This is a genomic window from Streptomyces sp. ISL-96, from assembly GCF_018614035.1.
Taxonomy (GTDB): domain Bacteria; phylum Actinomycetota; class Actinomycetes; order Streptomycetales; family Streptomycetaceae; genus Streptomyces.
In genome coordinates this window covers 39,954-61,090 of sequence record NZ_JAGGPA010000052.1, presented here as the reverse complement: position 1 = coordinate 61,090, position 21,137 = coordinate 39,954, and the positions used below count along the sequence as shown (strand labels likewise).

The window sequence follows — 21,137 nt, the reverse complement described above, 5'->3', positions numbered from 1 at the left end:
TGTTGAACGACTCTGAAGATGCCTATGTGGGCGGTGAGTTGGGGCATTGTGTGTGCCGACAGATTCGAGCGCATGTCGGTGCGGCCCTGGAGTTCGTTGGCGGCGGCACCTTGCCGATGAGGGCATGCGAAGGCCCTCCCGGTGATCTCTTGGCCGAGGTGTCCCGGGAGGGCCGTGGTAGCACGCGGAGGTGCTGTGCTCACGGTAGGGACGAATGCGGCCGAGGTCGAGACCCGGTTGGCCAACGGAGAGTTGGCATGCCCGGATTGTGGGGGTGTGCTGGCGCCGTGGGGCTGGGCCCGGAGGCGGGTGCTGCGGAGCGGGGCGGGGGTGGTGCGGCTTCGTCCGCGTCGCGCCCGGTGCGGTGGGTGTGGTGGGTCGCATGTTCTTCTCCCCGTGTTCGTGCTGGTCAGGCGGGTGGATCTTGCGGAAGTGATAGGGGCGGCGCTGGCCGCGAAAGCGTTGGGGGCGGGGACGAGGGTGATCGCCGGGCGTCTTCGGCGGCCGGTGGACACCGTCCGGGGCTGGCTTCGCAGGTTCTTCGCGCGGGCTGAGCAGATACGGGCGTACTTCACGGTGCTGCTGGTCGATGCGGGGGTGGATCCCGTGATGCCGGCCGCGACGGCGACGCCATTCGCGGACGCGGTCGCCGCGGTGGTCGGGGCCTGGAAGGCGGTGGCCTCGCGCTGGCCGGACGTCGGCGAGGTGTCGCTTTGGCACCTGGCCTGCGCGGCCTCCGGCGGCCGGTTACTCGCGCCGTCCTGGCCTTGATCGTCGATCAACACGAACTCCCTCTGACGCGGAGGGGTTTGCTCCTGAAAGCCTCGGCGGGCCCATAGCCCCGGCGAGGTGTCAGGAAGGTGGACGTGTCGAAGAAAGACGACGAACAGGCGAACCGGCTGGAAAGAGCCCGGTCGATCGGCCTGTTCCGATACATGCTGATCAGAGAGGCCGCGGACCCGACGCTGACCAGTCGTCAGCGCGGCAAGCTCGTGCGCCATCTGGCTTCGCAGGAGCACACCGATGCGGACGGCCGGACGGTGAGGATCACCCGGTGGACGCTGGACCGGTGGATATTGGACTGGCGTCAGGGCGGGTTCGACGCTCTGGTGCCCTCCACCCGCCAGTCCCAGCCGCGGACCCCACCGGAGGTGTTCGAGCTGGCCACGGCGCTCAAGAAGGAGAACCCGGACCGCACGGCCGCGCAGGTCAGAAGGATTCTGCGGGCCCAGCTGGGCTGGGCGCCGGACGAGCGCACGCTCCAGCGGATGTTCCACCGCACCGGCCTGGTCGCGCTGAGGGCTCCCAAGGCGTCGGCGGTGTTCGGCCGGTTCGAGGCCGGCCGCCCGAACGAGATCTGGACCGGGGACGCGTTGCACGGGCCGCGGATCGGCGGCCGCAAAACCTACTTGTTCGCCTTCGTGGACGATCACAGCCGGGCGGTGGTCGGGCACCGCTGGGGGTTCGCGGAGGATACCGTCCGCCTGGCCGCGGCCCTGCGGCCGGCCCTGGCCGCCCGCGGCGTCCCGCAGTACATCTACGTTGACAACGGGAGTGCTTTTGTCGATTCGTGGTTGCTGAGGGCCTGCGCGAAGCTCGGTATCAAGCTGGTGCATTCCACCCCGGGACGGCCCGAAGGCAGGGGCAAAATCGAACGGTTCTTCCGCACCGTGAACGGTGAGTTCACCGTCGAGATCGCTTCCGACACCGGCGAGGTGGGACGGGAGATCAAGGACCTCGCGGAGATGAACCGCCTGTTCACGGCGTGGGTTGAACAGACCTACCACCGGCGGGTGCACTCCGAGACGAAGATGGCGCCGCTGGAACGCTGGATGGCCGGCGCCCCGTTTCCCGTTCCGGCCCCGGCCGACCTGGCCGAGGCTTTCCGCTGGTCCGAATACCGCAGCGTCGGCAAGACCGCGACGGTGTCTTTGCACGGCAACCGCTACCAGGTCGACCCGCACCTGGCCGGCCGCAAGGTCGAGCTGGTCTTCGACCCGTTCGACCTGACCTTCCTGCGGGTCCGTGTCGAGGGCCAGGACGCGGGCACCGCCCTGCCGTTCCAGATCGCCAGGCACTCTCACCCCAAGGCCCGTCCCGAGATCCCGGCCGACGAGCCCAGGCCGACGACCGGCATCGACTACCTCGGTTTGATCGACGCCGCGCACTCGGCCGAGCTCGGAGAAAAGATCAACTACGCGGCCCTTGGCTGGGACGGCCCCGCCAGCGTCGACCTGACCGGCACAAACGACGATGCCGCAACCTCCTGATCCGGCCGGGCTCGCGGTGTTCCTGACCGAACTGCACGGCTTCTTCGAAGCCTGCGACGAGGACGTCGACGCTGCCCTGGCCAGGTACTTCGGCGAGGACACCGCCGTCGACTGGATTACCGCCGGCCTGGAGCTGTTCATCGAAAACCTCACCGGCTGCCCCCTGACACCCGTCCCCACCTGCGAACCTTCCGGAGCACAGACGTGATTGAGAAACTCCAGGCCCACTACGGATTCGAGCGCATGCCCTTCGGCCGGAACCTTTCGCCCGGCATGCTCCACCGGCACGACTCCCACAACCAGGCCGTCGCCCGGATCTCCTGGTGCATCTCGGAGCGGTCCATCGGCGTGGTCACCGGCGAGGTCGGCGCCGGCAAGACCGTCTCGGTCCGCACCACCCTGGACGCACTCGACCCCTCGAAATACACCGTCATATACCTGCCGAACCCGCTGATCGGGGTCCGCGGCATCCATGAGGAGATCGTCAACTCCTTCGGACAGACCCCCTCCCACCTGGGCTCGCGCCTGACCGTCCAGACCGGCAAGGCCCTGATGGCCGAACGCGAGGAACGCGGGCGCACCCCCGTTCTGGTCCTGGACGAGGCCCACCTTCTGTCCTACGAACAGCTCGAAACGGTGCGGATGCTGACCAATCAGGGCATGGACCAGGACTCGCCGCTGTCCTGCCTGCTGGTCGGCCAGCCGACCCTGCGGCGGACGATGAAACTCGCCGTCCTGGCCGCCCTCGAACAGCGGACCGCCCTGCGCTACACGATGCCGGGCATGACCTCCGCCGAGACCACCAGCTACGTCGCCCACCACCTCAAACTCGTCGGCAGGCCGGACCAGCTGTTCACCGAGGACGCACTCGCACTGATCCACACCACCTCGCGGGGCTACCCCAGAGCGGTCAACAACCTCGCCCTGCAAGCCCTGGTCGCCGCCTTCGCCACCGGCAAGAACCTCGTCGACGAGGCCGCGGCCCGCGCAGCCGTCAGCGAGGTGGTCGACTGAGCAACCGGCACCTCGCCGACGAAAACGACACCTCACCGATGACCGCCCCGCCCGGACCCCCCGGACGGGGCGTCTCCGTCTCCGTTCGTCGGCACGGTGAACGCCGCCTTCGTCGGCATTTTCAACGCCGGGCAACAGTCAGGCTCTCGACGTCGTCCAACTGGGTCCAGGCCGGGGTGTGCTCGGTGGCGGCGTGGGTCTTGACCGCGACCCACCGGCCGAGGCGGTAGACGTCGCCCACCACGGCGGCCTGCCACTGCTCCGCGTAGGTCTGCATCACCAGGTCGCCACGGCGTACGTGGGGGGCGTCGGCGAGGGGGCGCAGCGCGGCGGCCGGGACGGTGGTGCGCTCTCGGTCCGTGGCCTGGGCGGGCTCGACCTCCCAGTCGTCCCCGGCCGGGGCCATCAGCTCCCAGTCCCCGGGGCGCCCGTCCACGGCCACGATGTCACCGGTCCGGAAGTCGACGGCCGGGGCCGCAGCGGGGGTGGGCGCCGGAGCCTCCTCGGCGGCGGGCGCGGCCTCCCCGACGGCCGGGGCTTCGTCCCGGATGCGCTCGGCGCCGCCGTTACGGATCGTGGGCCAGGGGCGGGGGGTGTCGAAGTAGCGCACCGACACGGTGAAGGGGAAGTTCGCCTCTGCGGTCCAGCGCTCCAGGGTGTCGGCGTTGTCCGCGACGACCTGCCGGGCGTGGGCGGTCATGAGGTCGACGTAGGTGTAGCGGCGCTCTCCGGCGACGTAGTGGCCGGCGACCTTGAAGTCCTTGCCGGGGCCCTGTCCCAGGCCGAGGCGGCGCAGCTCGCGGGCGACGGCTACGGCCGGGGTGCGGGGGGCGGTCATCAGTGCCACGTGGGCTCCTTCGCTGGTGGGGTGGGGCGCTGGGCGCGTCCTCACCTCCACATAATGACAACACCACGTTGCAACGTCAAGTTGCAACGTGGTGCGTCGGGTCGGCGGGGTCAGTCGGCGGCGCGGGCCAGGACGGCGAACGTCAGGGCGGCGTCCACTCCCTCGCGCCACGACCCACCGGTGGACTGCTCGCCCCAGGCGCGGGCCACGTGCGCCGGCACGGGCACGCCCCGGTACGCCTGGGGCACGGTGCGGTCCTCGGGGAGCGGGGCCGGGGCGGGCTTGATGTACCCCGCCGTCTTGCCGCCCCGGGCCAGCCTCAGCTCCCCCTCGTACCAGTGGTGGGTGGCCCCGCACTGGAGCTGAGCGGCCAGGAACCGGGTCACCTCCGCCCGAGTCTGGAGCGGGGCCACGTCTCCGAGGTTGCTGATCACGTGGAACACGTCCACGCCCCGGAGTCCCACGTCGTCCAGGAGGCGCGCGGCGACCTCCAACAGGTACGCGCCCTCCGCCTCGTCGGTGCACGGGAACTCCCCGAACTCCACGAGGCGGGCCCGCTTGTCGCACAACAGGCACAGGAAGGCGTACGCGCTGCCGGGGCCGTCGATGCCCTCCCCGGTGTTCGTGATGCGGTGGGCCCCTGCCTCCAGGCCCGGCCGCGCCTCCTCGGCCGGCGCCTCGGTCGGCTCGTCGCCGGCGACCTCCTCGACGGCGGGCGCTTCCTCGGCCGGGTCGGCGGCGGGCGCCGCCTCGAGGACCCCGGCGGGGGCCGGGAACAGGCCGACCGCTCGGAGCGCGTCGCGGATGGCGTCCACCCGCTCGTCGCCGGCCGCGCCCCGGGTGCCCGGGAGGTACCAGTAACCCTCCTTCCGGTGCCACTTCAGGCCCTGGTCGCGCAGCGCGGGCGCGGACCCGTCGCCCCGGCGGGTGCCGCGCACGACGACGCCCTCCTCCTCGGTGTGGGTCACGTCCAGGCCGGGGCCGAACAGGGCGGCCGGGGCGGCGGGCTCGGCCGGGGCGGCGGGCTCAGGCGCGGCGGCGGCCGCGGCCTCCTGGGCGGCCTTCCAGCGGCGCGGAAGGACCACCTTCCGGGCGATGTCCAGCACCTGGTTCACGCCCCAGGACCCGCTGATGAACTCGCCCTCGCAGGTGAAGCCGCCGTTCGCGGCCTGGGTGTCGGCGTCCTCGCCGTTGGCGGTCTTCCACAGGGCCAGGGACTCGGCGCGGACCTCGTCGGACACCTCGTGGTGGAGGCCGATGTGGTTGACCACGGGCTTCCCGGTGACGCGCTTGCCGTCGATGGTGACGGTCACCTCGTTGCCGGTGGACTCGTAACGCTCGTCGTAGCCGTTCCAGGAAGACCCCTGCATGGGGCGGGCGATGGCGGCGACGTCGGCGTCGGTCGGGCCGTCCGTCCATGTCACGTCGATGCTGGCGGAGCCGGTGCCCTTTCCGCGGCGGACGGAGAACTTCGCGCCGGGGAAGGCGGCGGTCAGTCGGCGCTTGATCTCGGCGGACACGTAACGGGCGTCGATGTACGTCGTCATGGCGCTGCTCCCGGTTCCGGGGGGCTCGGTGCCTCCCTCCACACACATAGTTGCACCCTCACGTTGCAACGTCAAGTTGCGACATGAGGGTGCGTGTCGAGCGGGCCGGGCGGAGGGGACGCCCGGCCCGGGGCCGGTCAGGCGGCGGGGGCGGCGGACACGTCCACCAGGACGTCGTCCTGGTCCGCGTAGTCGGCGGCGTACGCGGCCAGCAGCTCCGGCAGGTCCGGGAGTTGGGTGGTGGTGTCGAAGCGCAGCAGGGCGGTGCGCTCGCCGTTCTCGATCCGGACGGCGCTCACGGAGTACAGGGCGGCAACCACGGGGGGTCCTTTCGGTGGTGGTGCGGCGGTCGGGTGGCGGTGGGGGTCAGGAGGCGGCGAGGGTCGAGCGGACGCCCAGGCGCCACCCGTCCCCGAGGGGGGTGGTCCAGGCCCCGCGCACGAGCGCCGGCACGGGCACTCCGGCGTACGTGGTCGGGACGGTGGTCAGGAGGGCGTCGCACTGGCCGCACAGGGCCAGGCCGCGCGCCTGCGCCTGGTGCTCGGGCATGACCTCCTGGCCCCGGTAGGTCTCGGGCTTGCCGTTCAGGGCCGGGCAGGCGGAGTCCGGGTGGTAGGCGGTGCGGTGGGTGCCGATGCGCACGTGGACCGTGCGGGCCGGGGCCTCCGTGGCCAGCGGGGCGGTGATGCGCTCCGCGGCCTCCTCGACGTCCAGCACCCCGATGCCGCGCTCGACCCCGGGGCCGATCAGGCGCCACCCCCACCGGGCGCCCATGTACGTCAGCTCCCAGCAGGCGCCCCCGTGCTGGACGGTGCGGGTGACCCGGGTACCGGGCTTGATCGGGCCCAGCTCCAGGCCGGCAGCGGCCAGGGCTGCGGCGAGGCTCTCCAGCGCGGCGGTGGGGATCGTGCGGGGCAGGTGCGACATCGCGGGCCCTCCGTTCCTCGGGTGGTGTGGGGTGGGGGGCCGGGCACCGTGGAGTGCCCGGCCGGGGTGGGTCAGGTGCCGCAGGAGCAGGGGGCCGGGTCGCTCTCGTACTCCGCGAGCGTCCAGGCGAGCACCTGGCGGTGGTGCTCCAGGTACTCCGTCAGCCGGTCGGTGCGCCGGCCCTTGCTCGCCGCGATGTGCACGTAGCGCTCGCGCTCGGCCACTTCCTTGCGCTGGTCCAGGACGTCGGCGGCCCGGGAGTATGCGGCGCAGGAGAACGAGGTGAAGACCGACCGTCCGGCGGGGGTCTTGGCCACCGGCACCACGCGCGCGCAGTCGTAGGTGACGGTCACCGGGCTCTGGCACACGGTCATGCCCTGGGGCAGTTCCACGGTGGTCCCGGACGGGAAGGTGAAGGTCGGCATCAGGGGCGTCCTCTCGGGCGGTGCGGGGTGGGGGCCGGGCACCGTGGGGTGCCCGGCCGGGGCGGGGTGGGTCAGGCGGCGGGGGCCAGGACCAGGGCCGGGGCGGCGGCGACGGCGACCTTGAAGGTGTCGCGGCGGGCCTTGCGCGGGGGCACCAGGCCCTGGTCCGCGTAGTCCAGGGCGACCTGGTCGCCGTCCAGGACGCTGCCGCCGGGGGTGCGGGCGACGGTCACGCGGCCGAAGGTGCCCACCGGGATCTGTCGCAGCCACTTCTTCTCGACGTCGGCGGCCTTCGCGTACTGCTTGGCCTTCGCGTCCAGGTCCGCGAACCGGTCGGCGTGCTGCTCGATCTCCTCGACGGCGGGCAGCTCCTCGGCGGGCAGGACGGTGTCGGCGGCCGGGGCCGGGGCCAGGGCGGTGCGGCCCAGGCGCTCCGCGATCTCCCCGACGGTGCGGGCGGCGCTGCGGGCGGCGCGGCGGGCGAGGGTGTCCAGGCGGCGGGTGGCGGTGCGGGCGGCGCGGCGGGCGGCGGTGGCCTCGGCCTTGGCGTCCTGGGCGGCGGTGGCCAGGGTGGCGCACTTCGCGGTCAGGCGCTCCACGCGGCGCTCGGCGGCGGCCAGGCCCTTGCCGGTGCGGATCGCGGTGCGCAGCTCGCGGCGGGCGGTGGCGGTGGCGGCGCGGGCGGCCTTGAGGCGGTCGGCAGCGCGGTCGGCGCGGGCAGCGGTGCGGGTCTCCTCGCGGCCGGCGACCTTCGCGGCGGTCTCGGCCTCGGTGAGGCGGGCCATCATCTGCGCGGTCTTGGCGGTGCTGTTCATCGCGGTGTCCCTCCGTCTGGTCCAGGCCCCTCGCCCTTCCCGATACCCATAGTGTTGCAACACGAGGATGCAACGTCAAGTTGCAAAGGGGGGTGCGAGGGCCTTTCACCCGGGCGGGTCATGTGGGCCGGCCGGCGAGGTGTTCGGCGCTGTTCAGCGGCGTTCGCTGAACACCCCTGAACAGCCGGGCGCCCCGTCCTCGTCGGGCGAGGCGGGGCGTCCGCGGCGTGGTGTTCAGCGGGTTGCTCAGGCGATCGGGGCAACCCAGTACCGGGTGGCCGCGCCCCACAGGCGGCACTCACGGCCGGTCGCGTCCTGGGCGTACCGGGTGCCGTGGGCCATCCAGGTCCGGGTGATCGTCAGGGGCTCCCCGGTGCACTGCTTACGGTCGCTGGCGGGGCGGAACCCGTCCGCGCCTTCCTCGCCGTACAGGTGGAACGGGGCCTCCATGCCCTTGAGCGTGCGCCACTCCGGCGCGACGGCCGGCGCCTCGGTCTCCTCGACCACGGGGGCCGGCGACTCCTCGACCACCGGGGCCGGGGCCGACTCCTCGACCACGGGCGCCGGGGTGGGCTCCTCGACCGGGGCCGGGGTGCTCATCGCGCGGGCGGCCTCGCGGTTGTCGATCACCCGCTGGACCTCCTTGCGGCGGCGCAGCATCCGTGTGGCGGCCAGGACGGCGGCCATGTCCACGGCGCCGGCCTCGGCGGGGGCGTCCTCCTGGATCGGGGTGCCGGTGAAGTCCACCCGGATCGGGGCGGCCTCTCCGCGTACCCACACGCGCTCGCCCTGAGCGTCGCGGGCGACGATCACGGCCACCTTGTTCACCGTGAACCGCTCCTCGGCGGCGTTCCAGCGGGGCATCCGGCGCATCTTGGCCACGGTCTCCAGGAGGGCGTCGGCGTCCAGGGTCAGGACCCGGTCGTCGCTGTCCGTGCCGTTGGCGTGCAGGACCTCCACGGCGGCGGTGTAGGCGGTCACCCGGACCAGCGCGGCCGGGGCCGGCTCAATGTCGTCCACCTCCGGGGCGCCCTCCACCTGGGCGGGCTCCTCGACCTGGACCGGCTCGGCGGCGGCGGGCTCCACCTCGTCCACCTCCGGGGCCTCCTCGGCGGCGGCCGGCGCCTCGGTCTCCTCGACCTCGTCGGGCGCGTCCTCGGTGGCCGGGGTCTCGACCTCGGTCGGCTCCCCGGTCGGGGCGGCGGCGCGCTCGGCGGCGATCCGGTTGCAGGAGACGCACTCCTTCATCTTGGCGGCGTCGGCGGCGGTCAGGACCCGGGACACCGTCCGCTCGCACAGGGTGTCCGCACTGAACGCCTCGGCGTCCGTCTTGTGGGCGGTGCGACCGTTGCCGACCTGGGCCGGGGCGTACTGGGCGGTGGCGGTGGTGGCGGCCATGGTGTCCTCCTGGGCTGGTGGGGCGGTCCGTTCGTCCGTCCCGATACCCATAGTGTTGCAACATGAGGTTGCAATGTCAAGGTGCAAGGTGGACCGTGGGCCACCTTCACCCCTGCGGGTCACGAGGCGCCGGCCGCAACGACCGGACGCCCCGGTCCTCGGGCGAGGCGGGGCGTCCTGGGAGCGAGGCGGGGCGGGTCAGGCAGTCGGGACCGGCGCGGAGTCGTGGACCGCGTCGGCGGTCAGGCCGTAGCTCGCGGCGTGGCGTACGGCGCGGTCCCGGCCGTGGAAGCGGGGCCAGGTGCGGTCATCCCGGCCGATTGCCACGGCGTACCGGGCGGCCGGCGCCCCGAGGGTCTCCCGGATCGAGGCGGCGGCCTCGAAGGTCACCCGCGCCTCCGCCCCCCGGACGGCGGTCCGGTAGACGCGCTCCGCGGCGACTTCCTGCTCCTGAGCGAGGAGGTCGGCGGTGGCGGCGACCACCTCCAGGGGGGCGCCGGTCTCCTGGACGAGGTCGGCCAGGCTCGGGGGCCAGGCGTCCACGATGGCGTCCACGGCCGGGGCGGCGGCCACGAAGAACCCGGCGGTCGGCAGGTACGGGGACCAGATCGCGTACCGGCCACGGGCCATCCGGGCGCCCTCGTCCCAGATCGCGCCCAGGAAGTCGGCGCCGCGCTCCACGATCCACTTCCCGGGCCCGTCCTCGTGGACCTTGACGTCGTCGTGGCGCTCGACGTCGGTCGGGGTGGCGGCCGGGGCCCGGTCGGCGCCCGCGATCCGGGCGGCGTGGACACCCTCGGCGGCCCAGTCCCGGAACACGTACGTCGCGGTCGGGGCGACCTGCCCGTCCGTAGTAACCCAACCGTAGCGGGTGCGGGTGCTCTCGCTCGCCCGGTAGGTCCATCCGGCCACGAGGTCCGCGTCGATCGCGGTCACGGGCTGGAAGTCGCACGCGCGGCGGTGGACGCGGCGGGTCGCGGTCTGGGCGGCGGCCTGGTCGGCGCCCGTGCCGTACGCCTCGGTCAGGGCCTCCGCGAGGGTCAGGCGGTCGGCGTCGGCGGGGCGCGGCTTGCCGGTGAGGTGGGTGTAGAGGGCCCATCCGAGGGGGCTCAGGTAGTAGCCGGTGCCTCCCCGGGCGTCGCGGCCCTGGGCGATGAGGCCGCGGCGGTGGACGGCTCCATGGGTGCCGCCGCCTTGGCCCAGGTTGGTGCGGGCGGTGCTGCCCTGGGGGTTGCGGTCGCCCCAGAAGATCAGGGCCTCGGTCATACGGGGGGTCATGCCGTCTGCGATCTTGGCGAGCTGGTCCATGGGGTCCTCCGTGCGGTGCAGGGGGGCGGGCTGTTCGTCCGTCCCGATACCCACAGTGTTGCAACATGAGGTTGCAATGTCAAGGCGCATGATGGGCCCGCCCCACCTTCACCCCTGCGGGTCACGAGGCGTCGGCCGCAACGACCGGACGCCCCGGCCTCGGGCGAGGCGGGGCGTCCTGGGCGGCGGGGTGTCACCCCTGGCGCTGCTCCTCGGGCACGTGGGCGAACAGGCACTGCGCGGACCGGCCCATGCGCTCCGTCTCCCAGCCCTGCCGGCGCATCCGGTCCTCCAGGCAGTCCAGGGCCGCACCGTGGAGCGGAGTGTCGCGGCGGATGATCTGGCCGCCCTCCAGCCAGTAGACGGCCACCCGGCCCTGTCCACGCGGGTTCACCATGTACCCGCGCACCTGCTGCTCCTCCTCGGTCGGCTCGGAGACGTCGTGGTGGTCGGTGAGGCGGGCGGCGGCGAGGCCGGCGAGGGCGCGGCGGGCGGCGAGCACGTCCGGGTGGGTGACGTCCCGGGGCACGCACCCCTCCGTGGCGCCGTCGTGCTGGACGATCACGCCCTCCACGACCCGCCGGGCCGGGGCGTTCTCGGCCGGTGCCTCGTCGCTGCCGCGCAGGGCCTCCAGCCCCTTGCGGATCTCGGCGACCGGGCGCGCGGCGAGCGCGGGCACCAGGTCGTGGCTCGTGGGGGCCAGGGTGCCGGCCTCGTGGTGGTCCAGGACGGCGCGCTCGGACTGCCACCGGTACTCCGTGCCCACCTGGGCGATCAGGCGGCCGAGGGCGGTCACCCACCCGTAAGCGGCCTGGGCGCCGTAGCCGGTGCGGAAGGTCCAGCCGACCGGCCGGGCCCGGTCGTCGGCGACCACGGGCTGGAAGGCGTGGGCGTGGGCGTACGCGGCGCGGGTGGTGAGGCGAGCGACGGCCTCCTCCAGGACGGCGGCGCGGTGCTCGGGGTCGGTGGCGTCCGGGTGGTCGCACACCCCGCACAGGCGGTGCGAGGGGGTGCCGTCCGCGGCCTCGTCGGTGTCCTCGGTGGCAGTCACCCCGCACTCCTGGCACCGGACGTCGCGGGCCCTGACGCGGCGCCGGTAGGTGAGGCGGTCCTCCAGGGTGAACGTGGCGGCCGTGTCGTCGGTGAAGGTCACCAGGACGTGGCGTACGTCGCTGGGGTGGCAGTCCTGGACGGTGTGCTCCTGCTCCTCGTGCTCGACCACGTCGCCGGGCTTGGCCGTGCAGGCGAGGAAGGTCGGGCGGGGCGGGTTGTAGCTGAACGCGGTGGTGTGGCGGCGGGTCAGCTCCTCGCGGTGGGCGCGGGGGGTCAGGAGGCTGCCGGGGCAGTGCCCCATGGTGCCGGGGGTGCGCTCGTGGACGTCCAGGGTGCCGTCGAGGCGGGCCGGGGCGAGGTGGTCGGCGTACCCGCACAGGGCGCGGGGGCCGGTGTACCCGTGGGGGGCGTGGAGTTCCAACTCCCGGGCGTGCTCGCACTCGGCGGCGAGCCACTGGGCCCCGCCTTCCACGATCACGCGCAGGGGTTCGCCGGCGAACTCCGGGGCCATGGAGGAGACGGTGCGGACCTTGCCGTCCGCGCACACGATCAGGTCGCCGGGCTTGAAGGGGCCGGGCTGCTCGGGCTCGGCCATGCGCTCCGCGATGCGGTCGGCGGTCGCCGGGGGCAGGGAAGCGCCGTGGCGGTGGGCCTCTGCGGCGCTGCGGTCGTCCATCTCCGCGCGGTGGGCTGCGCGGGCGGCGGTGGCCGTCTCCCGCTGCGCGGCCAGGGCGGCGGCGCGCTGGGCGGCGGGGGAGGGGCGCTGCGCGTGGCGCTCGTCGGACAGGACGGCGGCGGGCAGCATCGCGGCGGCGTCCTCGCGGGTGGGCTCCAGGGCCATGGAGAACGTGCCGTCGTGGGTGATGTACCCGTACCGGGTGGCGGGGGTGGTGGTGGAGCGGAAGGTGTACCCCAGGAGCCTGCCGTTCGCGTCCTCGGCGGTGCGGAAATCGTTCGCGTCGGCGTGGACCTGGTTGACGATGCCGCGCGCCTGGTCGGGCATCAGGAGCGGTGCGGCGGGCACGGGGCAGGGCTCGACCCAGGCCCGGAACAGGCTCGGGCCGCCGTACGTCTCCATGCCGGTGATCGTCCAGCCCAGGGCCTCCAGCGCGCGGGCTGCGTTGCGCTCGGGCTCGTACGGCAGCTCCTCGGCAAGTACGGGCGCGGGGTCGCCTTCCACAGTCACCGTGAGGCGCTGGACGCGCTCCTCGCCGTCGAGGACGGTCACGTAGTCCGCGAGGTAGCGGGGCGCGGCCGGGGCGGGCGGGTCGATGCGGTGGAGGACGTGGGGGGCGACGTTGCTGGTCGTGCCGTCCTCGAACGTGACGGCCTGGAAGGCGTACGGGCCCCGGTCCACGGTCATCCCGGCCGTGGTGCCGGGCTTCTCCCCGCCCGTCCAGCGCATGACCACGGGGGTGCCGTCCGCGTAATAGGTCAGCTCCGGGTCGAACATCGTCGCCGGGGTGGTGACGTCCTCGGTGAGGGCCTTGATCCGGGCGGGGGGCTCGACGGCGGCCGGGGCGGCGGGCTCCTCGACCGGGGCGGCCGGCGCCTGGGCGGCCAGGAGGGCCTGGACCTTCTTGACGCACCGGGTGCACTCCGCGCCCTTGGCGTCGCGCTCGTTCAGGACCCGGGCCACCGTGCGGCTGCACTGTGTGTCTGCCGTGAACTGGGCGGTGCTGACGTAGTGGACGGCCTGTCCGTTGCCGACCTGGGCGGGGGCCACCTGGGCGGTCCGCTGCATCTCGGCGGTGATCTGGGCCATCGGGTCCTCCTGTGGTGCGGGGGTGGGCTGTGCGCCCTCCCAATACGCACAGTGTTGCACTCTTGTGTTGCAACGTCAAGTTGCAACACCACATGGAAATCGACACGCGGAAGCGGTGCCGCGTTGCAACCTGATGTGGCACACTGCCCCCATGGCGACCCACACCCCCGAACAGGCTGCGCTGGCAGAGCTTGACCGGCTGACCAGCGCGTTCAACAAGGCCGAAGGCAACGTCGAAAAGGCGCGCAAGCCCCTGCACGAGGCCATCGTCAAGCACCTCCGGGCCCGCAGCGCGCCCCCCGGCGTCATCGCGGACCACACCCCCTACGACCGCAACCACGTCGGCAGGCTCGGCAAGGCGGCCGGGGTGCCCCCTCTGCGCGGCCCGAACGCTGCGCCGGCCCCGGAGTACGACGACGCGACCCAGGCCGCGGCCCTGGCCGAGCTGGACAAGCTGACCACCGCCTTCAAGAAGGCTGAGGGCAAGGTCGAGGAGGCGCGCAAGCCGCTCCATGAGGTGATCGTGCGCACCTACAGCTCACGCGTCCTGGGGCCGGGGGTGATCGCGGAGCACGTGCCGTACGACCGCAACCACGTCGGCCGGATCATCAAGGCGGCCGGCGCCCCGCTCATCCGGGGCTGAGGACCAGCGGGGGATACGCCGAGAGGGGCCGCGCACCGGGCAGTGCGCGGCCCCTCCGTCGCGCCCCGGGGTCAGGTCCGCCGCGGCTGCTCGGCGGTAACGTGCGCGGCTTCCGAGGCGGGGTGGTCTACCCGTGGCGGAACAGGATCAGGACGACGATCACGAGGAGCATGATCCCGCCGCCGATCCATTGGTTACGCGGGACGTCGGCGAGGTCGGCGAGGCGGAACGGCTCCGGCTCCGGCGTGGCATTCGCCCGCGCACAGCAGCAGCACTGCGCCGAGTGTGCGTGCTGGTCGTGGCTCATGACCGTCCCTCCCGTAATTCCGATCACCTCCATCATGGCTCACATCCTTGATCCACTGCTACATGCTGCTCTCGGCCAGGCACGGACGGTCAACTTCCGGGGTACTGCTCGATCTTCCACGCGCACGGTCCACGCTCGGGATCGGGGTCGGGGATGGACCGGAAGCCGCGCGCGATCTCCTCGGCGGTCCACTTGTTGCCCTGTGCACCGAACCCCTCTTCTGGGCCCCTCTCGGCGTTGTTGGTGTTGGTGTTGGCGTTCTGACCTGCGACAACACCGACCCCCTGGGGGTCCTCCTGGGAAGAGGGGAGAGGCGGGAAATCCTGGTGGTGTGTGCCGGGCCCATTCCCGGCCGGGGAGCGCACCCCGTTGCGGTAGGTGATGCCGGCCTCATCCAGCAGCCGTTTCACGGTCCTGGTGTCGGCCACGCGGAGGTGGTCGCGGAGGGTGGTGTGGAGTACCCCGCTGCCCCCTCGGTAGAGGTGATGGAGAGCGCGGATCACGGCCTCCGGGGAGGGGTCGGCGGGGGTCTCCGTCGGCTCCTCCTCGCCGCCTTCGGCCGGGGTGCCGGCGGGGGGTGCGTCGGGGGCGTCGGCAGGGGGTGCCGGGCGGCGGAACAGGCGGGTCGCCCAGGACGCGCGGGATGCCTGGGCCGGCTTCTCCTTGGACACCTCGGGGACCTCCTCGACGGCTCCCTCCGGGGAGTCCTCGGCCGGAGGGGTCTTGTCCTTCGCGGGAGCCTGGTCGGCCTTCTCCTTCGCGGCCTTGCCCTTGTCGGCGTCCTTCTTCGTGGTTTTGCTCATGGGGATCTCGATGTTGCCGGTGGCGGCCAGGACGGTAACCGTGAGCAGCAGGGCGCCGATGATCCACGGGGTGTAGGGGTACTGGATGGTCAGCCTGACGGCGGCGTACAGGAGGAAGGCCACCACGGCGAAGCGGGCGCCGAGGCTGCCGCGCTTGCCGTACTTCCCGGACAGCCATCCGGCGAGGAGGACCAGGAGCACGCCGATCCCCCGGCCGTACCAGGCGAGCATCTGGCCGAGCTCGCGGAGGAACCGGCCGATCGCGCGAAGCAGCGGGGGGCCGGCGGTCTTCCCGGCCTCCACGGCGAGGGGGCCGAGCTCGCGGAGCGGGCGCGGGTCGATGTACGGGCGGAGGTCCGGGACGGTCATGTAGCCGCGACTCGCCGGCGCCTCCTCGTCGTACTCCCCCGCGTCGTCCTCGTCGTCGCACTCCCCTGCCTCGTCGGGGTCCTCGTGGTCCTGAACGTAGTCCTCGTCGGCCTCGTCCGGGCCGTGCGCTGCGGTCTCGTCATCGGCGTCGTCGTGCTGGTCGCGGTCGGTGTCCGGCTCGGGCGCCCGGCGGGGGGCGATGACGGCCGCGGCCGGGGCGGGGACCAGGACAGGCCGCTCCCCCGGCCCCGGGGCCTCATCTGGCTCGGGGTCGGGGACGACGTGGAGGTGGGCGCCCATCAGGCGAAGCTCTGCATGATCGTGTCGATCTTCTGGGCGAGGAGCGAGTACGCCCCGCCCGCGCCGGAGGCGACGTACCAGAAGATGATGCCGATCACGGCCACCTGCCGGGTCGTGAGCTTCCTGTAGAGGATCACGCCGGTGAGGAACAGGCCGATGCCCGCCATGGTGACGCGGGGGACGACGTCGCCGAACAGGCCGAGCCCGTCGTTGACGAGGCTGGACACGAGGTCGAAAGGCGTTCCGGCCGCCTTGTAGGAGGCGCCGGCGACCATGGCCAGGAGCAGGGTCCACCACCAGCCGAGCGGCTTGACCTTGCCGCCGGTGCTCGTGCCGAACCAGAGGATGCCGGTCAGACCGAGGGCGAGTCCGGGGGCGCCGAAGGCGGGGATCAGGCTGCTGCTCATGCTGCTTTCCGTTCAGGGGTGGGTGGTCAGGCGGCCGGGGTGCCGTAGAGCAAGGCGCCGACGATCATCGAGACGAGGGGGATGCGGGTGAGCCAGGCGAAGACCGGGAACCAGCCGCGCGTGCGGTAGTCCAGGACCCAGACGCCGACCGCGACGCCGTACCAAACGCAGACGTAGAAGTCGGTCCAGGAGCCGTAGGTGTCGACCAGGTAGGCGACCTCAGCCGTGAAGAACTGCGGGACGCCCATGTAGAACCCGGCCCCGAGCGCGCTGCCGTTGTAGAGGAGGTGGCGCTGCTTCCGGGACATCCCGGACCACACCTCGATCAGGGCCTTCTTGCGCTCCGCGGAGTCCTTGCCGTAGACGGGCCGGCTGTAGGACTTACCCCCGGTGCCCCGGAGGCCCTGCCCCCAGCGCTTACGGATGGAGGGCGGGACCTTGTCGACGGGCTGGCCGTCCTCGCCCGCCTCTCCCCCGTCGCCGTCTTCGTCAGTGATGTCGGCGAGTTCGTCGTAGTCGTCGGGGACCTCGAGCTGGGTCTCGCAGTCGGCGCACCAGAACGCGAGGAGCTGCCCGGTGACCTTGTTACGGACCTCGTGCGGCTCCGGGTGCTGGCACGGCTCGCCGGACGGGCGCGCGGGCGCCGTCGCCGTGGGCTCGGGCTTGGCCTTGGGGGTGTCCGGGACGTCGAGGGTGAGGCCGGTCTTGCAGTCCGGGCACCAGTGGGGGACGACCTCCCCTGTCTCCTGGACCCGGAAGGTGTAGGGGTTCGGGTGCTTGCACGGCTGGTCAGTGGGCGCGCCGAGGGTGATGTCCTTGTTCGGCTCCCACCAGTCGGGCAAGTGGTGGTCGTCGTCGCGGGCCGCCCGGCCCACCCGGGCCACCGGTATGGTCGGCGGCTCGGTGGGCATGGGCGGCGCCTCGGGCTCGGTCTCGTCGGCGGTCTCCTCGCCCGCCTTGGGGTCGGCCTGCCTGCGGAACTGGAAGACGTCGCGCACGCGGAACGGGCGCTCGTCCTCCGGGGCCTCCGCGTCGGTGGTGTCCTCCTCGGTGGTGTCGCTCACCATGCCTCCCAGTTGAGGAGGGCGAACGCGAGGCCGGCGAGGGCGGTCAGGCCGCCGAGGAACCGGATGTCGCTCGCCTTCGCGTAGAGGGCGAGCGCGAGGCCGACGAGTCCGCCGGCCAGGACGACGTGGATCATGACGCCTTCTTCTTCTTGAGCTTGTCCTCGATCCGGCGGCGGGTACGGGGCACGGTCTGGACGTTCTTCTCGTCCTCGCCGTGCACTTCGTTCACGCGCTGGATCAGGGCCTCGTCGGAGATCTGGGGGTCGGCCGCCAGGGCAGCGCGGATGGTGTCGGACTTGAAGGGGCCGCCCACGGCGCGGAGGGCCGGGGGCGCCGGGGTCTCGGTCGCCGGCGGAACGGGCGCCTCAGCCGGGGCGGCAGGAGCCGCGGCCGGGGCCTGCTGCTCGCTGCCCGGGGCGGTCGCCGGAGGGGCCGAGGGGGCGGAGATGGTCACGGTCGGGACAGGGGCCTGGGCCACCGGCGCGGGGGCCGGGGCCGGAACCACGGGCGTGGTCGGGGCCGCGGCCTGGACGACGGCCGGGGCCGGGGCGGGCGCGGCGACCGGCGCCGGAGTGGGCTCTGCGGCGGGAGCGGGGAGGCTGTTACGCGCGGCCTCCGCGCTCGCCAGGATCGCCTCCGCGGCCTGGTACTCCGCCCCGCCCACGGCCCGCTGGTACGCGGCCCGGCGGTTGAGGCGGCGGACCCGGGCGCCGAGGAGCGCGCGGCCGGCGAGCTTCTGCTCCTGGTCCTGGACCCAGTGCGCGACGCCCGCGTCGAGCGGGACCGCGTACTCCCGGAGCAGCAGCCACCACGCCCCCTTGGCGACGACGTCGACGAACGCGCCGAACCCGCCTGCCCACGGCTGGTGGAGGGTGTGGCCGTATGCCGCGACGGCGCCCATGCTGAGCAGCAGGAAGAACCAGCCGGCGATCTTCGCGGGCCGGGCCCGGTCGGGCGCGGTCCTGTTCAGCCACTCGATCGCCAGGCAGAACATCCAGGCGACCGCGAACACCGAGCCCATGCCGTACGCGATGACGGAGGGGACCAGCGGGTCGAGGAGGCCGCCGAGGCTGGCCGTGCCGCCCGCGACCGCGACGGCGGTGAAGCCGACCGCGACCCCGGTGACGCCGCGCAGGATCAGGTCGTCCCACTCGCGCGGGGGGACCGGCTCCCAACCGTCGTACGGCACGGTGCGGGTCGAGGGGACGCCGTCGATGACGGTCGTCTCCTGCCGGTGCAGGCGCACCTTCCGGTACTTCACGCCCGGGATGCGCTGCTGCTCGGTGGCCTCGTCCATGGGTCTTGCCTCTCTGTCGCGACACGGGGAGACCGACCCGCCCCCGGGGGAAGGGGGGCGGGCCGGCCGGTCGGCCGCCGTCAGCGGGTGCGGCGGCGCTCTTTCTGCTCCCACGCCTCACCGGCGCGGGCTGCCTCGCGGACTCCCGCCTGCTGGCGGGCGCGGGCCTTGGCCTGCCGCTTCGCGGCGGCCCTGTCGGTGGCGGACTCGCGGCCCGCGTACCGGGTGGCGGCGAGCTTGCGGTCATTGCCGCCCTGGAGCCAGTCGAGTCCCTTCATCGCTGGCCCCTCGCCTTCTCCTTGTTGACCTGCTCCTGGCGGTCGGCGCGGGCGCGCTGGAGGAGTTCAGCGGCGGACGCGTTGGCGTCCTCAGTGACGGGGGTGGTGTCGGCCATCAGACCGTCACCTCCTCGACCACGGCGGGGACGAGGGTCAGGGCGGCGCGGCCGGTGTCGTGCCAGCCCTTGCACTTCCCGCACACCCACTGGGTGCCGTCGCGGCGCATCGCGCGCCCGCAGCACGTCGGGGCAGCGGACTGGTCCGGGCCGGGCTGCGTCGGGATGCTCGGCCGCTTGCCGGGCGTGGGCTCCGTACGGGGGCCGGGGATGCCGGTGATCCGGGGGATGGCCGGGTCGTTGTCGCCGTCCGGCCAGTCGTGACCGGCGGCCAGGACGGCGTCCCGGATGTGGAGGACGTACTCGCCGCGCGTGATGCCCTCGCGCAGCTCCGGCATGGCGGCCATGGCCGTCCGTGCGAGTCCGGGGGCGTCGCCGTCGAGGCGGCGGTCCACGAGGTTGTACGCCTCGGCACCGACGCACACCAGGAGTTTGGTGTTCTCCAGGACGTCGGTCGGGTTCACGGTGCGGAAGTGCTCTCCGATGGCGCGGAGGACGGCCACGGTGGACTCGTCCAGGCGGGCCTCGGGCGTCGCGCCTACCTGATCAGTACAGTTCATGGGTCAGCTCCTGTGATGGCAGGGGTCTGGCATCCGGCCCGTGTGCGACCACGGCGCCGGGGTTTGCAGGCGGTGCCCGGAGTGCGACCTCCGGGCATCGCCGTTTTCAGCGGCCCCGGCTTCCGCGTGCGACCACTTCGGCCGGGGCTTGTCGAGCAACATGGCGTTGCATTGCTCACTGTAAGGGAGTCCCTTACAGTGAGCAAGCGCCGACCCGCAGAAAAGGACCGGGGATGGCCGAGGAAGAGGCGTTGGAGGAGGAGGCGCGGCGCGTGATTGACGCACTGGAAGCCCTTGAGCAGATGGAAGACCCGGCGGCCCAAGCGCGCGCTATCAGCCGGGTGTTGCGAGACCAGCCGGCGCGCACGAAGAAGCTGAAGCAGATTCGGCAGGACTACGTCAGGCAGCAGCGGGCGGCGAAGGTCTCGTACCGGAAGATCGCGCAGGCGCTCGGCGTGTCAGCCGGAACGGTGCAGGACATCGAGCGCGGCTACTCCGGGTCGGGCCGTGACCGTAAGCGGAAGCTCGGGGAACAGCAGGGGGCGCCCGACGAGCCTCCTGCGTAGCGAAGTTGGGTGCGGCCGGGCGGCGTGGACGTCCGCCCGGCCGGTACGGGCCCAACCGTGCGCGGGAGCGTACAGCAGCAGCCCTCCACCAGGGTTCGGTGGAGGGCTGCTGTGGTGCGGGGGCGCGACGGGGTGGGCGTCAGCCGGCGGCCTGGGCGTCGAGGCCGGCGACGATGAGGTCCCGGAGTACGTCGGCGCGGTCGCGGCCGGCGGCGTAGGCGTTGACGCGGTCGAGGATGTCGGCGGGGAGGCGGGTCTCGACGCGGGGGCCGATGGTGGGTCGGCCGCCGAGGTTGGGGCCAGCCTCGTCCTCCAGGGCGCCGAAGTACTTCTCTACGGCGGCGTCTTCCTTGTTGAGGGTGAGCCAGTTCTTCGCGGACTCGTCGCTGATGAACCGGTACTCGTTGGTGCTGTCGGCGTAGTCGGTCCAGTCACACAGGACCCACTGACCCTTTGCGGTGCGGTAGAGGGTCTGGTGGGCGTGCTCGGTGCGGGTGTTCACGGACACCCTGTCGAAGTCGTTGACGTACTCGGAGTCCTCTCGGAAGAGGGTGGCGGATTCCAGGATGAACCAGCCGGCGAGGCGGCCGGTGTGGTCCTGGACGTTGACGCGGGTGCGGTCGGGCATGGGTGTCCCCCTGGTCGTCAGGCGGAGGTTTCCGCCGTCGTTAACCTTGGCGAAGGTTATGACCGGCGTCAACCGGTTTCGATGGATCGAGGGGGTGATGCTGTGGCCGGGTGTTCGAGTCCGCCGGGCCGTACGGGCTCCCACGTGGGCGGACGGTGGTGGACCGGCCATGTCGCCCGGTCGGAGTTGATCGAGTGGCGAGAGGCCGGGCCGGACGCCTGGGAGGCTCCGGGCGCGTGACGCGGGGGGGCGGTGCGGCGAGGGATTCGAGCCCGTGAACGCCCCCTAGGAAACCTAGGGGTTAGGGGTCCGCGGCGGCTCGATGGTTCAGGGGTCACTTTCCGTACACGCGTGATCACCCGGGGGTCGAGTGCTACCGCATCCGGTGTGTCTGTCGGGCTGTCCGTGGGCGGCTCGGTGGCTCGGG

24 protein-coding genes are annotated in these 21,137 nt (G+C 72.9%); 6 read left to right on the top strand and 18 right to left on the bottom strand.

Annotated features, from left to right (window positions below):
- Positions 1 to 141 precede the first annotated feature (141 nt).
- The 4 genes from J7E96_RS28475 to J7E96_RS28460 all read left to right on the top strand — a co-directional run bounded on the left by J7E96_RS28475 (position 142) and on the right by J7E96_RS28460 (position 3,284).
- Positions 142 to 771 (top strand): DUF6431 domain-containing protein, encoded by a 630-nt coding sequence (locus tag J7E96_RS28475; RefSeq protein WP_308296178.1) that lies wholly within the window; start codon positions 142 to 144, stop codon positions 769 to 771.
- 95 nt (positions 772 to 866) lie between these two features.
- Positions 867 to 2,270 (top strand): DDE-type integrase/transposase/recombinase, encoded by a 1,404-nt coding sequence (locus J7E96_RS28470; RefSeq protein ID WP_308296177.1) that lies wholly within the window; start codon positions 867 to 869, stop codon positions 2,268 to 2,270.
- Positions 2,254 to 2,478 (top strand): hypothetical protein, encoded by a 225-nt coding sequence (locus J7E96_RS28465; RefSeq protein ID WP_251070561.1) that lies wholly within the window; start codon positions 2,254 to 2,256, stop codon positions 2,476 to 2,478. Before J7E96_RS28470 ends, J7E96_RS28465 begins: the two co-directional genes overlap by 17 nt.
- The gene (locus J7E96_RS28460) at positions 2,475 to 3,284 is read left to right on the top strand and encodes an ExeA family protein (RefSeq protein ID WP_215135282.1); all 810 of its coding nucleotides are present in this window, start codon (positions 2,475 to 2,477) and stop codon (positions 3,282 to 3,284) included. Before J7E96_RS28465 ends, J7E96_RS28460 begins: the two co-directional genes overlap by 4 nt.
- 121 nt (positions 3,285 to 3,405) lie before the next feature.
- Here J7E96_RS28460 and J7E96_RS28455 read toward each other — a convergent pair whose 3' ends face one another.
- The 9 genes from J7E96_RS28455 to J7E96_RS28415 form a co-directional block, all read right to left on the bottom strand.
- The gene (locus J7E96_RS28455) at positions 3,406 to 4,131 is read right to left on the bottom strand and encodes a hypothetical protein (protein WP_215135280.1); all 726 of its coding nucleotides are present in this window, start codon (positions 4,129 to 4,131) and stop codon (positions 3,406 to 3,408) included.
- A 110-nt stretch (positions 4,132 to 4,241) separates the two neighbouring features.
- Complete coding sequence (locus J7E96_RS28450) at positions 4,242 to 5,678, bottom strand: LPD29 domain-containing protein (protein ID WP_215135278.1); 1,437 nt, start codon at positions 5,676 to 5,678, stop codon at positions 4,242 to 4,244.
- A gap of 137 nt (positions 5,679 to 5,815) precedes the next feature.
- A complete protein-coding gene (locus J7E96_RS28445; protein WP_215135276.1) occupies positions 5,816 to 5,998 on the bottom strand; it encodes a hypothetical protein in 183 nt (60 codons plus the stop codon).
- A gap of 46 nt (positions 5,999 to 6,044) precedes the next feature.
- The gene (locus J7E96_RS28440) at positions 6,045 to 6,605 is read right to left on the bottom strand and encodes a hypothetical protein (RefSeq protein ID WP_215135274.1); all 561 of its coding nucleotides are present in this window, start codon (positions 6,603 to 6,605) and stop codon (positions 6,045 to 6,047) included.
- A gap of 71 nt (positions 6,606 to 6,676) precedes the next feature.
- Positions 6,677 to 7,030 carry a hypothetical protein gene (locus tag J7E96_RS28435; RefSeq protein ID WP_215135272.1) on the bottom strand — a complete coding sequence of 118 codons (354 nt, stop codon included), beginning with the start codon at positions 7,028 to 7,030 and terminating at the stop codon, positions 6,677 to 6,679.
- 71 nt (positions 7,031 to 7,101) lie between these two features.
- On the bottom strand, positions 7,102 to 7,845 hold the full coding sequence (locus J7E96_RS28430) for a hypothetical protein (protein ID WP_215135270.1): 744 nt from the start codon (positions 7,843 to 7,845) through the stop codon (positions 7,102 to 7,104).
- Positions 7,846 to 8,091: 246 nt separating this feature from the next.
- Positions 8,092 to 9,243, bottom strand: a complete 1,152-nt coding sequence (locus J7E96_RS28425; protein WP_215135267.1) for a hypothetical protein — start codon at positions 9,241 to 9,243, stop codon at positions 8,092 to 8,094.
- Positions 9,244 to 9,441: 198 nt separating this feature from the next.
- Positions 9,442 to 10,605 carry a hypothetical protein gene (locus J7E96_RS28420; RefSeq protein WP_215135265.1) on the bottom strand — a complete coding sequence of 388 codons (1,164 nt, stop codon included), beginning with the start codon at positions 10,603 to 10,605 and terminating at the stop codon, positions 9,442 to 9,444.
- Between the two features lie 139 nt (positions 10,606 to 10,744).
- Entirely contained in the window at positions 10,745 to 13,369 is a 2,625-nt protein-coding gene (locus J7E96_RS28415; RefSeq protein WP_215135262.1) for a hypothetical protein, read from the bottom strand.
- Between the two features lie 151 nt (positions 13,370 to 13,520).
- Between J7E96_RS28415 and J7E96_RS28410 the strand changes: the two genes are divergently transcribed.
- Complete coding sequence (locus tag J7E96_RS28410) at positions 13,521 to 14,012, top strand: hypothetical protein (RefSeq protein WP_215135261.1); 492 nt, start codon at positions 13,521 to 13,523, stop codon at positions 14,010 to 14,012.
- Between the two features lie 127 nt (positions 14,013 to 14,139).
- On the opposite strand, the gene J7E96_RS28405 is transcribed toward J7E96_RS28410, so the two are convergent.
- The 8 genes from J7E96_RS28405 to J7E96_RS28370 all read right to left on the bottom strand — a co-directional run bounded on the left by J7E96_RS28405 (position 14,140) and on the right by J7E96_RS28370 (position 19,516).
- Positions 14,140 to 14,319 (bottom strand): hypothetical protein, encoded by a 180-nt coding sequence (locus J7E96_RS28405; protein WP_215135259.1) that lies wholly within the window; start codon positions 14,317 to 14,319, stop codon positions 14,140 to 14,142.
- An 89-nt stretch (positions 14,320 to 14,408) separates the two neighbouring features.
- Entirely contained in the window at positions 14,409 to 15,791 is a 1,383-nt protein-coding gene (locus J7E96_RS28400; protein ID WP_215135257.1) for a hypothetical protein, read from the bottom strand.
- Positions 15,791 to 16,198, bottom strand: coding sequence for a hypothetical protein (locus J7E96_RS28395; RefSeq protein ID WP_215135255.1), 408 nt, complete (start codon positions 16,196 to 16,198; stop codon positions 15,791 to 15,793). Before J7E96_RS28395 ends, J7E96_RS28400 begins: the two co-directional genes overlap by 1 nt.
- A 26-nt stretch (positions 16,199 to 16,224) precedes the next feature.
- Complete coding sequence (locus J7E96_RS28390; protein ID WP_215135253.1) at positions 16,225 to 17,265, bottom strand: hypothetical protein; 1,041 nt, start codon at positions 17,263 to 17,265, stop codon at positions 16,225 to 16,227.
- Entirely contained in the window at positions 17,259 to 17,399 is a 141-nt protein-coding gene (locus J7E96_RS28385) for a hypothetical protein (protein WP_215135251.1), read from the bottom strand. Before J7E96_RS28385 ends, J7E96_RS28390 begins: the two co-directional genes overlap by 7 nt.
- Entirely contained in the window at positions 17,396 to 18,562 is a 1,167-nt protein-coding gene (locus J7E96_RS28380) for a hypothetical protein (RefSeq protein WP_215135249.1), read from the bottom strand. The genes J7E96_RS28385 and J7E96_RS28380 overlap by 4 nt, the downstream gene beginning before the upstream one ends.
- Positions 18,563 to 18,642: 80 nt before the next feature.
- Positions 18,643 to 18,840 carry a hypothetical protein gene (locus J7E96_RS28375; protein ID WP_215135247.1) on the bottom strand — a complete coding sequence of 66 codons (198 nt, stop codon included), beginning with the start codon at positions 18,838 to 18,840 and terminating at the stop codon, positions 18,643 to 18,645.
- A 115-nt stretch (positions 18,841 to 18,955) separates the two neighbouring features.
- A complete protein-coding gene (locus tag J7E96_RS28370; protein WP_215135245.1) occupies positions 18,956 to 19,516 on the bottom strand; it encodes a hypothetical protein in 561 nt (186 codons plus the stop codon).
- A 233-nt stretch (positions 19,517 to 19,749) separates the two neighbouring features.
- Here J7E96_RS28370 and J7E96_RS28365 point away from each other — a divergent pair, with 233 nt between their 5' ends.
- Positions 19,750 to 20,082: a hypothetical protein gene (locus J7E96_RS28365; protein ID WP_215135243.1), complete on the top strand. Its 333-nt coding sequence runs from the start codon at positions 19,750 to 19,752 to the stop codon at positions 20,080 to 20,082.
- 139 nt (positions 20,083 to 20,221) lie between these two features.
- Here J7E96_RS28365 and J7E96_RS28360 read toward each other — a convergent pair whose 3' ends face one another.
- A complete protein-coding gene (locus J7E96_RS28360) occupies positions 20,222 to 20,710 on the bottom strand; it encodes a hypothetical protein (RefSeq protein WP_215135241.1) in 489 nt (162 codons plus the stop codon).
- Positions 20,711 to 21,137 lie beyond the last annotated feature (427 nt).